This is a genomic window from Kitasatospora sp. NPDC005751, from assembly GCF_040630835.1.
In the GTDB taxonomy this organism is placed as follows: domain Bacteria; phylum Actinomycetota; class Actinomycetes; order Streptomycetales; family Streptomycetaceae; genus Kitasatospora.
Map to the genome: position 1 here is coordinate 1 of NZ_JBEXYC010000101.1, position 12,166 is coordinate 12,166.

The following is a 12,166-nucleotide window of genomic DNA, read 5'->3' on the forward strand; positions in this document are numbered from 1 at the left end:
AATAGCTGTGACTCTGTTTCCCTACCGCAGGCTCTTCGGATCTGGTTCAACCCCGCCGCGCGCCGGGTGGCCCGGGTGGGCGCCCGCCGGGCCGACGTGCACCCGGACGACACCGGCCTGCAGCCCGACGCCGTGCTGCGCGCCACCTCCGACCCGGTGCGCCGCTTCGGGCCCCCGGACCGCACAGGCGCCCTGGCGGGCACCTCTGGTGAGGGCTGGACCACGTCGTCCTGGTCCGCGCCGGAAGCTGCCGGCGTTCACCAGCTCCACCACCAAGGGGGGTGAGGGTCGGCTGGGCCGCGCCGCTCGACGACCGTCCGTGGGGCCGGGACGGCTGGATCGCGGTGCTGCACCTGGCCGATGCGGCCGGGCCGAACCGCTGCTCGGCCGCCTCGGCCGGCCCCTCCTGCACAGCGACCGAAGCGAGGCCCTCGACGCCCGGTCGGCTGGGTCGAGGGGGCCTGGACGGCGGAGACGGCTGGGTCGCGGGGGACGAGGGCTACTATCTCGGCGACCCGGCCACCCAGCAGGCCGTCCGCATTTTGCACCACGCCCACTTCGCGGGCCCCTGACCGGAGCGGACAGGACGACAGGCCGCGGAACGTTTCCAGGGGCGGCGCCGTTCTGCGGCCGGCTGGCGGGCCAGGCGAAGGCCGGGTGAGGGCGACGCTGACCAGCCGGGTCCCCAGGTCCCCAGGTCCCCAGATCGGCGGTGTCCGGTGCGGTCCGAGGAGGCCGACGCCGGTCGGTCACCTCGCCCTGCGCCAGGGAGGGTGCCCGGCCCTCCGGTGTTGCCGGAGGGCCGGGCGGGTGTCAGTTCTCTACTCCGAAGTAGCGGGTGAGGTAGTCGATGATCTCGGGCGCGTGGGGGACGAGTTCGGGCAGCTGGGTGGCGAGGGCTTCGCGGGTGGCGGCGGCCAGGCCGGCGCTGCTGGTGGCGGCGGGGCGGACGTGGGGTTCGAGGCGCTTGATCAGCTCGTAGTTGCTGTCGATGTTCTCGGCGCGCATCGCCCTCTCCAGCGGCGGCGCGGTGGGCGGCGGGACGGGTGCGAGCACCCGGCTGACGTAGGTGACCCGGTGCAGGACGCGCCAGCACGGGGGCTTGGCGGAGTTCTGGCGGGTCTGCCGCAGGGCCGCGGCGTCGGGCGCGTCGCTGTTCGACAGCCAGACCGGGTCGACGACCTTGTGGTAGAAGTCGTCGAAGTTGGCGCTGTTCTCGCCGAGGTAGAAGCTGAGGAAGCGGTAGGCGTCCACCTTGCCCGGCACCAGGACGGGCTTTCCGGCCGCGTCGTAGACGGGCTTGCCGTCCTTGTCCCGGCGCTGGAGGTCCCCGGACGGCGCGCACTGGACGTCGAGGCCGAAGCTGCGGGAGGTGTCCCTGCTCCTGGCCCGGGTGACGCTGAAGCCGCCGCCCCTGGAGGCGTCCAGGTGGGCGGTGAAGCCGATGCCGAGGACGCCGAAGCTGAAGTCGAAGGAGCCGCCGAATTTGCTGCTGTAGGTGTAGGAGCCGGAGGTCGTCTCGCTGACGGCGTCGGTGGCCTCGGTGGTCTCGGCGAAGAAGCCGCCCTGGGCCGTCCACACGTAGGTGTTGACCAGGTCCCGGTGCGAGAAGCCGGTGGCGGTCTTGCTGCCGGCGGTGGTGCGGCGGCCGTCCGGGCCGACGGACACGCCCATCGAGCGAAGGGCCGTCTTGGCCTGTTCCTTGGCCTGGTCGTCGCTCGTGTGGTGGCCGACCTCGGTGGAGATCGACTCGTAGTAGGCCTGCAGCCGCTGCTGGTCGCGGGTGACGCGGCGCTTGAGCGCGTAGGCGTCCCGCGGCTTGAAGTAGCTGTACTCGCCGTAGTCCTTGGCCGTCGGGTAGTCGGGGTCGAGGACCTTGCCGTTGTCGTTGAAGCCGACCGTGCCGTCCAGGGTGCCCTGCTTGGTGTAGCGGGGGTTGATCGGGAAGTGGATGACATTCCAGTCCGGCGGGATGTCGGGGTTGGGCATCATCCGGTAGGCGACCAGGGCGCCGGTGTGGCCAGGCGCAGCGCGAAGATGTCGGCGGTCTGCGACTGGACCAGCGCCATGCCGGTGTTGGCGGGCACGTAGCGGCGGCCGACGGCGGGGTTGAGCACCTTGGCGGGGTCCTCGACGTAGCCGCTCAGCGCGAGCTTCGTCTTTCGGGCGGTGTTCCTGCCCTGGCTGATCCTGGTGTCCTCGCTCCAGGTGTTGGAGTACTCGAGGCTGCCCGTCGCGGCGAGCTTCAGCTGGAAGTTGGCCGCGGGGGTCGCGGTGCCGACGCCGAGGGGCGCGGTGACGGTCATGGTGCCGGCGTCGGTCTCGCCGCCGAAGGAGAAGTTGAAGGCGGTGTCGACGCTCCGGGTCCGGCTGGAGGACAGGGCCTGCACCACCTGCTCGGCCTCGCCGAACTCCACCGAGGAGGCGGCGGCGTAGCCGTCGGACTTGTCGGTGAGGTTCTCCGACGGCACCGGCGGGGCGCCCTCGACGTAGCCCATGAGCTGCGGGTCGAACTGGGCCTGGCCGACCCATTCGGTGACCAGGTCGCCCACCTTGTAGCCGGTGATCAGGTGCCAGCGGCCGTCGCGGACGAAGCCGTAGCAGCGCTTGAGCACGCCGAGCGCCTGGCCCCGGGCGTCGTACTGGAGGTCGGCGTACTCGGTGGCGCCGGGGGAGCCGGCGACGGTGCTGTGGAAGGGGGTGCGCACGTCGGCGAGGGCCGAGCGGACCTGCGCGGTGTCGGCGGAGATGGGTGCGGTGGAGAGCAGGACGCGCGGCCGCTTCGGGGAGAAGTCCAGGTCGTTGCCGCGCAGGCCTTCGTCGCGCACCGAGGCGGCGCCGGCGGCGGTGGAGTCCCGGTCGAACGGCCAGTAGCCGAGCAGGTCCTGCTTGTCGCCGCGCAGGCGGGTGAACAGGTTGTCGGAGATCTGCTCCCGGGTGCGGACGGTGCGCCAGATCCGCACCTCCTCCAGGGTGCCGGTCAGCAGTTCGCTGGGCTTGCCGCCCACCAGGCGACCGCCCAGGGTGAGCTGGGCATCGCCCCAGGCGTCGCTGTCCTGGGCGGTCACCGGGCCCTCGGACAGCGCCTCGCCGTTGCGGTAGAGGCGCAGGGCGCTGGCCCTGGGGTCGGGGTCGCGGGTCCAGCGGGCGCCGCGCAGCTTCGCCGGGAAGGAGCCGCCGACGTCGTGGGTGACGTTGCCGGTGTTCTCGTTGAAGGGCCAGCAGGCCAGCAGGCCCTTGTCGCGCGGTCCGACCGGCAGTCCGAGCTGCGGGGCGGTGCGCGCGGTGTTCCACAGCCGCACCTCGCACAGGACGCCGCGCAGTCCCCGGCCCATCTCCAGCGGGCTGGTGTTGGACTGCGGACCGGGGCCGCTGTACAGGGTGGTGCCGGCCGACACGCCGTCGAAGTAGAGGCGGATCTGCTGCACCGGCGGGCTGCTCTCGGTCAGCGTCGCGGTGGTGCGGACCTCGGGGCTGAGGCGCTCGCGCACCACGGTGAGGCGGTGGAAGGTGCCGGGCTTGACGGCCTGGCCGGTGGTGTACCGGTTGGCCTTGCCGTCGGCGTCGGCGAAGGCGAACTCCACCCGGCCGTCGGCCCGGATGCCCAGCTGGTACGGGACTCCGTCACGGCCGCCGTCGATCGCCGCTCCCTTGGCGACCAGGACCATGGGCTTGCCCAGCTGTTCGACCTGGACGAACGCCTCGATGGTGAGGTCCTCCAGGATGTTCAGCGAGTCCTGCGAGGCCACCGACAGGCCCTCGCCGCCGTCCAGGCGCACCGCCCAGGACTGGGTGAAGGTCGCGGCGACGTGCCCCCACTCGTTGCACGGGAAGCGCTCGGCCGAACGCACCACCTGGCCGCCGACCCGCGCGACCACCTGGTAGCCCTTGATCGGGGAGGCCGTGTCGTTGGAGCCCTCGAAGTTCCAGTGGCCCAGCAGGCCGGGCTCCAGTCCGGACAGCCGCTGGTAGCGCTGGGCGGTGATCTCCTCCGGGGTGCGGACCCGCCCGAAGACGCGGACCTCGTCGATCTGGCCGTAGAGGTGGGCACCGGTGAACTGCTGGTGGCCCAGGACCAGCGGGCCGTTGCCGGCATAGGCTCCGGTGGCGGTGCGCCGGGCGACCTCGACGCCGTCCCGGTAGAGGATCTGCTCCCGGGTGGCGTTCCTGTACACCGCGGCCCAGTGGTGCCACTCCAGGTCGGAGTACGCCTGAGTGGTGGTCAGGTCGTCGTCGAACAGCGCGAAACCGAAGGTGTTGTCCGGCTCGAAGTGCAGGTGCAGCGTCCGGTCCCGGCCGCCCCCCGGGAGGCCGTGGGTCAGCAGTGGCTCCCGGACGCTGCGGGCATTGTCCCGCTTGGCCCACAGCTCGACGGTGAAGTCGCGGTTCGACAGGTCGAGCGAGGCGGTCAGCTCGACCTTGGAGTTGCCGAGGAACTGCCACACGGGGAGACCGGCGGCACCGAGCGCCAGCGAGTAGGACGCCCCGTCCGTCTTGCCGTGGACGAGCCGGCCCTGTCCGGTCTCGGGGTGGACCCACGCCTCCAGGCTCAGGTCCCCGCCCGGGGTGACGGCCTGGTGCTTCGCGGCGGGGAGCGTCAGGTACTGCTCCTTGCCGTCGAACAGGAAGGCGCGGCCGGGCATCTCGGCGCGCCAGCGGCAGCCGCGGCCGGTGACGGACGCCTTGGCCGTGCCGTTGGGCACGGAGTCGACCCCGCCCGTGGTCAGTCCGATCAAGCGGGACCCGGCGGACAGCAGGACCCCGGGCCGGCTGGACCGGGCCCGGCTCCAGTCGTAGGCGACGAGGCTGACCTTGTCACCGGGCTTGATCGCGGTGCTCGCCGAGGTGAGGGTGAGGGTCTTGGCGCCGATCGGGGCGTCGGCGGACGCGGCGTGGTTGGTGCCGCCGATGAGCAGGTGGGCCCTGGACGGGACGGCGACGGTGGTGGCGGCGGTGAACTCCACCGTGCTGCCCGTCATCCGTGCGACCGTGCCCAGCGTCACCGGCCGGCCGGGGTTCCCGGCCAACGCGGCCGCCATCAGCTCGGCCTTGCGCGGCAGGGACCTCCAGGTCTCGGTGTCCGTCCCGACGGTGACGGTCAGGTCGCAGCGGCCGGGCGCGTCACCGTCGCTGACCTGGATGGTGCATGGGTCCAGGGCGACGGCCGGGTCGCGGGCGAGGAAGGCGAGCGTGCCGCCGTCCCCGGCCAGCGTCCGGGCGCCCCGGATGACGGCGGTGTCGTAGTACACGGCGAAGAACTGCTCGTTGACCCCGCGGAAGTACAGCACGAGGTTGCCGGTGCCGCTGTCCAACAGCGTCGGCCGGTCGGTGCCCCGGGCGAATTCGAGCAGGCTGCCGGACACGCTCAGGCCGGTGGCGTCCACCGCGATCAGCGGCATGGCCAGCGTCAGGTCGTCATCGCCCTGCAGGGCGGTCGACAGTGCGGCCAGCCGGCTCTGAGCGGCTTGCAGTTCGACCTGTCGGGCAGTGAGCCTGAGCTGCAGTTCGGCGGTGCGCTGCTGGGCGGTGATCGCCTCCTGGAGCTTCCTGCGCAGCTCGTCCATCGCCGCCTTGGCCGGGCCGTACTGCTTGTCCAGCCCCGACGTCAGGCCGAGGTTGACCAGGAGGAACAGGCCCGATTCCGCGGTGAGGCACTCGCTCGACTGACACAGGAGGGCGTACGGGACGGCGGAGGGCGAGCCGATCGCAAGCCGGCTCTTCCGGTTGACGAGGCGGACCTCGCGCGTGGCGGTGACGTCGTTGTTGTCGGTGAGGAGCATGAACTGCATGGCGGCGTTGGCCGGGTCGTGGGCGGCCGCGTCCAGCTTGGCGTTCTCCTCCGTCGAGTCGCCGACGACGTGCAGTCGCTGCCCGCCCGTGTTGCTGGAGACCAGCCAGTAACAGGGCCTGCCGTCCTGGCTCTGGCCGACGGCCGCCAGCCGCCAGACCGCCCTCGACTGCGGGTCGGCCGGCTTGTCCTCCGTGAAGACCACGACGCCGTTGCTGCCCGGATTGCTGGCGGCGAACAGCCACCGCCACCGGTAGCCGCTCGGCGCCACCCGCTCGGTCTTGAGCCCCAGGTTGTAGTTGTACGCGGTCACCTGGTCCCTCTCGGCCAGGTAGCGCCTCTCGAGCTCGTCGAACCCCGGCCGCAGGCGGTCGTGTTCCGCCTGGTGGTCGGCCGCCTTGCCGGCTACGCCGGCCAGCTGGGCGATCTTCGACCGCAGGTCGGCGATCTCCGGCTCCAGCCGCTTGATCGTCTGTTGCAGGGCGCTGATCTGCTCCGAGTCCTGGCCCTTCACCGGCCGCTTGAGCACCGCCGGGTCCAGCACGTCCGGGGCCTGGGCCAGCCGGCCGTCGCGGCCGACGGCGAAGTCCAGGGCCGCCGTGTACGGGTCCTGGCCGTCCTTGGCGGCGAAGGCCAGCATCACCCGGGCCTGCCGCTTGGCGGGCTTGGGATCGGGGCGGTACCCGGCGACGACGTTCTCCTGCTGGTGGTAGAGCACGGCCGACATGCCGGACTCGACCGTGCGCCCCTTGAGGGTGAAGCTGTCGCGCCGCACCCCGGGGTGGTCGCCGACCGGGGCGTCCGAGCCGGTCCACTGCGCGTCGGCGCTGAGCGTCCCGTGCAGGGCGTTGTCCGTCTGGTCGTAGGCGGTGGTGCCGGCACCCTCGTCGAAGCGGTAGTAGGCCACCAGGCCCGGCTCGTTGCCGATCAGCCGGTGGCCCATGCCCGCGGTGAGCTCGGCCTGGGAGCGCACCCGGTTCCAGACCCGAAGCTCGTCGAGGTCGCCGTCGAAGTGGTCGCCCGCACCGTCCTTACCGACCAGGGTGCTCACGCCGGTGGCCGGGGTGAAGGGCAGCGCGCCGCTGCCGGCCGGATTGCCGTTGACGTACAGCTTCGCGGTGGTGCCGTCGAAGGTGGCGGCGACGTGGGTGTAGGTGTCGGTGGGGACGTTATCGGTGGAGGTGAGCGGGGACGGCGCCCCGGTGTGGGTGAGCACCACCGAACCGGTGGGGTCCACGCTCAACCGGTACTCCCCCTTCCGGCAGAGCACCGGGCCGTCGTAGGAGTTCGGCTTGATCCAGGCCTCGACCGAGTAGGGCTCGCCGCCGAAGCGCAGCGCCGCCGGGTCGCCGAGGTCGACGCAGGGGCCGGTACCGGTCAGCCGCAGCGCCGTCTCCGCGTGCCCCTCGGCGCCCGTGACCGGGACCAGCTCGCGCCCGGTGAACGGACAGGTGCCCGGGCTGCGTTCGAACACCGAGTCCCGGTAGAGCGGATCCGGGCTGGTGTAGAAGCGGGTGCCGAGGGTGTTGAACAGGCCCTGGGCGCCCTGCTCGACGTTGAAGCAGTCGACCCGCCCGGTGGCGTCGTTGTGGGCGAACAGCTGCCAGCGCCGCACGTTGCTGACCGCGGTGGGCACCAGCACGGCGGCGAACCGGCCGCGGGTCAGGTTCCGGACGAAGGACAGCTCCTGGGTCGGCTCGTGGAAGGGGCGGCCCTCCATGTCCTCGGTGCCCAGGCTGTCCTTGGCCGACTCGGGGCGGGTGGCGTGCCGGCTGCGCTTGAAGCGCACCTCCAGGACCGGCTTGAGCTTGCCGTCCACCAGCAGGAACCGGTCGACCAGCAGGGTGTCGCGCACCAGCGGCACCTTCTTCGCTCCGCTGAGCACGTAGTCGCCGCGGGTGGCGTCCCCCGAGCAGCCGCCGCCGGTCAGCTTGTGCACCGCGTCGGTGTGCGTCGCGCCGATCGACTGCCGCAGCACCACCAGGTAGGTGCCGTCGGAGACCACGTGGAACGGCGCGTCCGCCGTCAGCCGCGCGGTGCTGGAGAGGAAGGAGTCGGTCTCAGCGGCCGTCGGCCGGTCATCGGGGCCCGCCTCGGCTCCGCCCCGCTTGACCGTGGGCATCGCCGTCGCCCCGACGACGGCGTACCCCACCTCGGCCAGCTCACGGGGGAAGGCGAGTTCGGCGGGGTTCTCGCTCCAGTACGCGGAGTCGATCTCCCCCTTGGTCTGCTGGCCGGACAGGTCGAGGACGGAGTAGACGATCCGGCGCGCCGCGTCCATCGCGAACGCGATGGTCGTGCCCTGGTGCCGGGCCATCGTCACGTGCCGGTACGACCGGTCTCCGTAGACTTTGAGCAGGGATTCCCGAGGTGCCACTGTTCCCCTCCCACAAGCATGGACGCCTGCCCCGGCCCGTCCCCCGTCCCGGAGCGGCGATGAATGTGCCGCGTACCCCTGACGAGGCGTCGGCAAGTCTGGCATCGGAGCTTCGGCGGCGAGGTCCGGTTGAACTTACTCTCTTCACAACCGACTTGAACGCTGCGGCTGGTGGCCGGAACATCGCGTTCCGGTCGTCGGGGCCGGCCACCACCTCCAGGCCGGCGTGGGTCGGCGAGCCGGAGAGGCGGGCGCGGGTCGGCGAGCCGGAGAGGCGGGCGAAAGGGGTGACCGTGCCGCGACCCCGCCTCATCCGCGGCGATGGCCCCGACCGTCGGCTTCTTCTTGCCGGGCACAGCTCCAGCCCGAGTACGAGGACGATCTCCTGGCACGTAACCAGCCATTCGACCGTGCGGCGTTCGGTCAGCGCCGAGAGGAGCTGCTGGTGGTCCGCCGCGAGCACGTCCGCGGTAGGCGTGGGCCGCCACACCGGCACGATCGAACCCGTCCGTGCTGCACCCGCGCGGGCGGGTTCGATCGACGGCACCGTGACTCTGCCTCCGGCTCCGGCACACCGGAGTCCTCGACCGAGACGGAACCGACAACGCCGGCCTCCGAGCGCTGCGCGCGCGACGCCGGGATCCCCTCAGGCCCGAACGCCCGGGTCGTGGCCGGTGACGGCGCGGGCGTAGGAGTTCAGTGCGCTGATCACCTCGGCGCGGGTGCGCCGACCGGCGAGTACCTCCATCTGGTAACCGTCCTCCATCGCCACGAAGTTGGCCGCCAGCAGGCGCGGGGGGTCCGGGAGGACGAAGTGGCCCTGCGCCTCGCCGAGGACCAGGATCGCCGAATAGACGGCGATCTGACGTTCCGTCAGAGCGCTGTCCAGCGCGGCGGCCTTCGCGTCACGCAGGCAGCGTGGCCAGTACTCGAAGAGCAGCCTGGTCAGCGCGTCGTCCGGGCCGGTGGCGACGCCGTTGTCGATGCAGGCCCTGAGCTTGTCGCGGGCGTCGGCGAAGCCGTCCGCCGCCTCCTCGCGCCCACGGCTGTAACGCTCGATGGCCTGCTGGTAGGTCTCGTGGACCAGGCCGTCGAGGTCGCCGTAGTAGAGCACGGCGGCCGGCGTGACCCCGGCCTCCTCCGCGATGTCGCGCAGCCGCAGTCCTTCCAGGCCCCGCACCATCAGGGCCCGCTGCACCGCCGCCCCCAGCTCGGCCCGGCGAGCCTCCTTGCCGCTGCCCTTCTTGGCCGCCACTCCCTCTCCCTCCATTGGTTCTGTTGCATCTCGATTTAACAATACCTCCTCAGCTCTTGACTGATACAGCAGCTATCTCTTAAATCTGCGTTTAACAACTCCCTGTGCCCCCCACCGCCCCAGGAGCCCGCCGTGACACCCGACCCCCGCGCTACCGACGTCAGACCGGGCCCACCACCCACCCCCGCCGGAAAGGGCCTGCGGGCCGGCTCGGTCGGCCTCGCCGCCTCGATCGCGCTCGGCCTCTCCTCCGTCGCCCCGGCCTACAGCATCGCCGTCACCCTGGGCTTCGTGACGCTCGTCGCCGGGGACCTCGCCCCGGCCGCGCTGCTGCTCGGCTTCCTGCCGATCCTGCTCACCGCCTTCGCGTTCCGTGAGCTCAACCGGGAGATGCCGGACTGCGGCACCACCTTCGTCTGGACCACCCGCGCCTTCGGGCCGGCCGTCGGCTGGCTCGCCGGGGGTTGGGTCGCTCAGGCTGCCACCGTCATCGCGATGACCGCCCTCGCCAAGGTCAGCGCCGGCTACCTGCTGGCTCTGCTCGGTCTGCACGCGCTCGCCGACGACGGCGCGACCGTCACCACGACCGCCGTCCTGCTACTGGCCGGTCTCACCGCGATCGCCCACCGCGGCCTGCGCGTCGCGGCCGCCGTCCAGTACGCGCTGCTCGGGCTCCAGTTGATCGCGCTGCTCGGCTTCGGAGCCGTCGCCCTCACCCGGCCCGGCTCCGCCACCCCGTCACTGGCCTGGCTCGACCCGCTCGGCTTCGACGGCTTCGGGCCGTTCGCCCAGGCCGTGCTGCTCTGCCTGTTCATCTACTGGGGCTGGGACGCCCTGATCACCACCAACGAGGAGACCCGGGACAGCGGCCGGGTCCCCGGCCAGGCCGCCGTGATCTCCACCCTCGTCCTGCTGGGGACGTACCTGTTCACCGCCTTCGCCGCACTCTCCTTCGCGGGCTCCGGCACCGACGGCCTCGGGCTCGGCAACCCCGACAACGCCGCCGACGTCCTCGCCACCCTCGCCCCACCCGTCCTCGGTGACGCGCTCGCCCGGGTGATGCAGCTGGCCGTCTGCGTCTCGGCCGCCTCCGCGCTGCTCACCTGCCTGGTCGGCACCTCGCGGGGCACGCTCTCGATGGCGGCTCACGGCGCCTTGCCGCGCGCCTTCGCCCGCATCCACCCCCGTCACCTGACGCCGGGCTTCGGCACCGTCTTCTTCGGTGCGACGGCGGCCGGCCTGCTCGTCCTGCTCACCCTGGTGTCGAGCCACTTCCTCGGCGACGCCATCCTCTGCGTCGGCCTGCTCATCGCCTGCTACTACGGCACCACCGCACTGGCCTGCGTCTGGTACTTCCGCGGCCGACTCCGCGACTCACCGCGGGACCTGCTGCTGCGAGGCGTCCTGCCCCTGTTCGGCGGGCTGCTGATGCTCGCGGCCTTCGCCCGCAGCGCCGCCGACATGTTCGACCCGGGTTACGGCAGCACCTCCTTCCACGGCGTCGGCGGGGTCTTCCTGCTGGGCGTCGGCTCCATCGCCGGGGGAGTGGTCGCCATGCTGGTCGTGCGCGCCCGGTTGCCCCGCTTCTTCCGCGACGGCCGCACGGCCGTAGCCCGACTCACCGTCACCGACACCGACACCGATGTCCCCGCCCCGGCCACTGCCACGGGCCGTCTCTCTACCACCGCCCGCCCCTCTGCCACCGCCCGCCCCTCTACCACCGACGCCGACCGCCCATCCGACTCCACGGAGGACTGAACACCATGCGCACGCTCGCCATCGCCGCCCTGCAGACCAGGCCCGTCACCCACGACCTCGAAGCGAGCTGGCAGCGCTTCGCCGACCAGGTCCGCACGACGCGGGCGCTCTTCCCGCACGTCCAGCTCGTCGTCGTTCCCGAACTGCTGCTCGCGGCCGAAGGCCCGCTCCTGCGGCCGGCACCCGCGGACTGGATGGAGCGGGCCGCCGTCACCGTCCCCGGCCCGCTCACCGACCGGATCTGCGCGCTCGCCGTGGAGACCGGCCTCTGGCTCGTCCCCGGCAGCCTCTTCGAACGGGATCCGGCGGACGGGCTCGTCTACAACACCGCCATCGCCGTCTCCCCGCAGGGCGAGATCGCGGCCCGCTACCGCAAGGTCTTCCCCTGGCAGCCGTACGAACGCGCCGCCCCGGGCCACGAGTTCACCGTCTTCGACATCCCCGGTACCGGCCGGGTGGGCCTGGCCGTCTGCTACGACGGCTCGTTCCCCGAGACCTACCGCCAACTCGCCTGGCTGGGCGCGGAGATCGTCATCCAGCCCACCCTCACCACCACCCGCGACCGGGAGATGGAGCTGGTCTGCGCCCGCGCCAACGCCTGGACCAACCAGGTGTACGTGGTCAACGTCAATGCCGCCGACCCGGCCGGCGTCGGCGCCAGCGTCGTCGTGGACCCGGAGGGCATCGTCCGCCAGCAGGCCGGCCCCGGCGAGGAGATCCTGGTCGACGTCCTCGACCTGGACGCCGTCACCCGCGTCCGCCGCCACGGTTCGGCCGGCCTCAACCGCCCCTGGGCCCAGCTCGCCCGCTACGGCGACACCGTCCGGCTCCCCATGTACGGCGGCGGCGGCTTCCGCACGCCGGACTGGCTGCGGGAGGCGGAGGCGGAGGCGGAGGCGTAGGGCGGCACCGCTCCGCCGTCCGGCTCCCCGGCGCGGGCGGGGACGCCGGGGGTGCGCCGGGAATGCCGGGGGATGCCCGGAACGCC

7 protein-coding genes are annotated in these 12,166 nt (G+C 72.3%); 4 read left to right on the forward strand and 3 right to left on the reverse strand.

Annotated elements, in window-relative coordinates; all coding sequences use genetic code 11:
* Together ABZ497_RS35600 and ABZ497_RS35605 are read left to right on the forward strand one after the other, a co-directional pair.
* The coding region (locus tag ABZ497_RS35600; RefSeq protein WP_359811978.1) for a hypothetical protein at positions 1-285 on the forward strand (285 nt) is incomplete at its 5' end.
* Positions 282-572 carry a hypothetical protein gene (locus ABZ497_RS35605; RefSeq protein WP_359811981.1) on the forward strand — a complete coding sequence of 97 codons (291 nt, stop codon included), beginning with the start codon at positions 282-284 and terminating at the stop codon, positions 570-572. The genes ABZ497_RS35600 and ABZ497_RS35605, both read left to right, overlap by 4 nt.
* A 241-nt stretch (positions 573-813) precedes the next feature.
* Here ABZ497_RS35605 and ABZ497_RS35610 read toward each other — a convergent pair whose 3' ends face one another.
* The 3 genes from ABZ497_RS35610 to ABZ497_RS35620 form a co-directional block, all read right to left on the reverse strand.
* Positions 814-1,989: a hypothetical protein gene (locus tag ABZ497_RS35610; RefSeq protein ID WP_359811984.1), complete on the reverse strand. Its 1,176-nt coding sequence runs from the start codon at positions 1,987-1,989 to the stop codon at positions 814-816.
* Positions 1,989-8,165, reverse strand: coding sequence for a LamG-like jellyroll fold domain-containing protein (locus ABZ497_RS35615; RefSeq protein ID WP_359811987.1), 6,177 nt, complete (start codon positions 8,163-8,165; stop codon positions 1,989-1,991). The genes ABZ497_RS35610 and ABZ497_RS35615 overlap by 1 nt, the downstream gene beginning before the upstream one ends.
* Before the next feature lie 646 nt (positions 8,166-8,811).
* A complete protein-coding gene (locus tag ABZ497_RS35620) occupies positions 8,812-9,420 on the reverse strand; it encodes a TetR/AcrR family transcriptional regulator (RefSeq protein WP_359811990.1) in 609 nt (202 codons plus the stop codon).
* A 132-nt stretch (positions 9,421-9,552) separates the two neighbouring features.
* Here ABZ497_RS35620 and ABZ497_RS35625 point away from each other — a divergent pair, with 132 nt between their 5' ends.
* Both ABZ497_RS35625 and ABZ497_RS35630 read left to right on the forward strand, forming a co-directional pair.
* Positions 9,553-11,178 (forward strand): APC family permease, encoded by a 1,626-nt coding sequence (locus ABZ497_RS35625; RefSeq protein ID WP_359811993.1) that lies wholly within the window; start codon positions 9,553-9,555, stop codon positions 11,176-11,178.
* Positions 11,179-11,183: 5 nt separating this feature from the next.
* Entirely contained in the window at positions 11,184-12,080 is an 897-nt protein-coding gene (locus ABZ497_RS35630; RefSeq protein WP_359811996.1) for a carbon-nitrogen hydrolase family protein, read from the forward strand.
* Positions 12,081-12,166 lie beyond the last annotated feature (86 nt).